The sequence below is a fragment of the Zoogloea sp. 1C4 genome (genome assembly GCF_009469605.1).
Lineage (GTDB): Bacteria > Pseudomonadota > Gammaproteobacteria > Burkholderiales > Rhodocyclaceae > Zoogloea > Zoogloea oryzae.
Genome location: NZ_SSXU01000066.1, coordinates 1 through 2,374, shown reverse-complemented (window position 1 = coordinate 2,374; position 2,374 = coordinate 1). Strand labels below are relative to the sequence as shown.

Below are 2,374 nucleotides of genomic sequence, written 5' to 3'. Positions count from 1 at the left end.
ACTATTATTAATGGTAATGAATCTACTACTGGTTCTATAGCTAATGCTATTAAACAGGCTAAGTCATATACAGATACAACTGTAACAGCTGAATAGACTAGAGCAGAGAAAGCAGAATAGAAACTAACTAGTGATTTAGCTAGTGAAGTAACTAGAGCTAAAGGTGCTGAGTCTGCTAATGCTACAGCTATAGCAAATGAAGTAGAAAGAGCTACTGGTGTAGAAGAGACATTAAATAGTAATATTACTCAACTGTAGACTCAAAAAGTAGATAAAGTTGAAGGTAAAGGTCTTAGTACTAATGATTATACTACTCCTGAAAAGAATAAGTTAGCAGCTATAGAAGCTGAAGCTAATAAGTATATATTACCTGCTGCTACAGCTAGTGCATTAGGTGGTGTTAAGATAGGTAGTAATATAACATTAGCAGATGGTGGTACTATCAGTATAACTAAAGCTAATGTAACTAGTGCATTAGGTGTAGATCCTACTACTACTTATGTGAAGAAAGCTGGCGATACTATGACTGGTACATTAACATCTGCATCTACTACTGGATCAATTGTGTTTAAAGGCGTTGAAAATAGTGATATAACAAATATATACAAATCTGGTGGTAATTTATCTGAAGGTTTTGGTATGCATGCCAACGCTGATATCATTAATGGTTTGAGATTCAATTGGTATGATACATTTTGGTATATAGGTAATATTAGAGGTTCTGGTACAGAAAGTTACGGATTTGGAATTGTAGATAATAATGATTAGATAGGTTTTAGGGTAACTACTGATGCAGTTTATGCAAATAAATACACATCTAGTGTATCTACCGGTAATGCTCCTATATCTGTTAAATCTACAACTATGTGTCCAAATCTGAATGCAGATATGGTAGATGGTGTTAATGTTAAAGATATTGAACATACATTATACATATCGTCAACTATTAAAAATTATTTAAAGATTTAGGTTAATCATAAGTATTTCCCCAATAGTTATAAAATTGTTGAATATTATGATGGCTACATTTATGTTTACTAGTTATTAATAAATGCTTATTCTCCAAAATTTACCGATCTTTAGCTCATTAGTGGAAAAGTACATACTGGAATTAAAACATTTTATGATTTGACTAAATGGTATATAGAAACTACAGAATCTGGAATGAACATATACATATATCAACCTGAAAATAGTAATTTCAAAATATATGGAGTTATACATGGAGAACCTCAATCTCCAAATGTTCAATTTAGTGTTGTTAGTTCATTGCCTAGTAATGTAGTAAGTAGACATATTACATTCAATGTAACATCTTAGAATTTAGAAGAATTTGACTGGTACGGGGTATCTTGGTCAGAAACATCTTCTAATCCAGATTGTACTCGTATTGGTAATATGGACATGCATAGATCATTGCCTATATAGAGTATGATGAAACCATTTGCTTTTTAGACACAACCGGTTTATAAAGACTAGTTTGTTCCTTTGAAGGAAAACTTTACTGAAGCAATGTATGGGCATACAAGTAATGGAGAAGCTGGATAGGTAGCATCTACAGTAAACGTTATGATTAAGATACCAGAATTTTGGTATGTCGATGATTATGTTCCTGGTACAAAAACACACAATTTAAAAATATGTCCACACGCTAAACCAGGATGGCATCACCACAAAGAAGCATATGTTAGCGCATATGAAGCATTCAACTTTGATAATAAAGGTAGATTAATAAGTACGAAAAACGTTGTTCCTACTGTTAATTTTACCAGAACTAATGGTAGAACTTGGGCTAGAGCTAATGGATTTGACGGAGAAGCTAAATGGAATCTTTATACATATGAAGAGCATAGAGCTATATGTCATTTGTTCTTAGTAGAATATGCTACTAGAAATTCACAAAAGGCTGTTAATACTGAACTAACTCCTGAAGGATTTAGACAAGGTGGATTGGGTTCTGGTTGTACTACAGGAACAGCAACTATCAACGGAGCTCAAACTTGGTCGTTTATTCCAACTGGAAGATCTGATAGTTTAGGTAGTGGTTCTGGTGAAGTTACAGTAACTATACAATAGACTGATTCATCTGGTTCTAATACTTCTACTATTACACGTAAGTGTAACAGATATAGAGGAATTGAAAATCCATTTGGTCACATATGGAAACACATAGATGATGTTATTAGTAAATATGAAGCTACATATCGTACTTGGTATAAATCTGTAAAACCTGATCAATTTGACACTAACAAAAACAATAGTTATAAACCTTTAACATCAGCATCAGTTACAACTGGTTATAAAACCGAAATTAGAGCTACTCCTACTTGTGATTTCTTCGCTGAAGCTTGTACTAATGGTTCAGAAACTACAT

At 32.8% G+C, this 2,374-nt stretch carries 2 protein-coding genes and 1 pseudogene; all 3 read left to right on the top strand.

The genetic code is table 11. From position 1 onward, the window contains the following. Window positions 1-321 precede the first annotated feature (321 nt). Window positions 322-441 (top strand): annotated as a pseudogene (locus GH681_RS24195) (head fiber protein); the annotation flags it as partial. Between the two features lie 60 nt (window positions 442-501). Next, window positions 502-768 (top strand): hypothetical protein, encoded by a 267-nt coding sequence (locus GH681_RS23840; RefSeq protein ID WP_228112041.1) that lies wholly within the window; start codon window positions 502-504, stop codon window positions 766-768. Window positions 769-1,569: 801 nt separating this feature from the next. Beyond that, window positions 1,570-2,076, top strand: coding sequence for a hypothetical protein (locus GH681_RS22700; RefSeq protein ID WP_153163774.1), 507 nt, complete (start codon window positions 1,570-1,572; stop codon window positions 2,074-2,076). Window positions 2,077-2,374 lie beyond the last annotated feature (298 nt).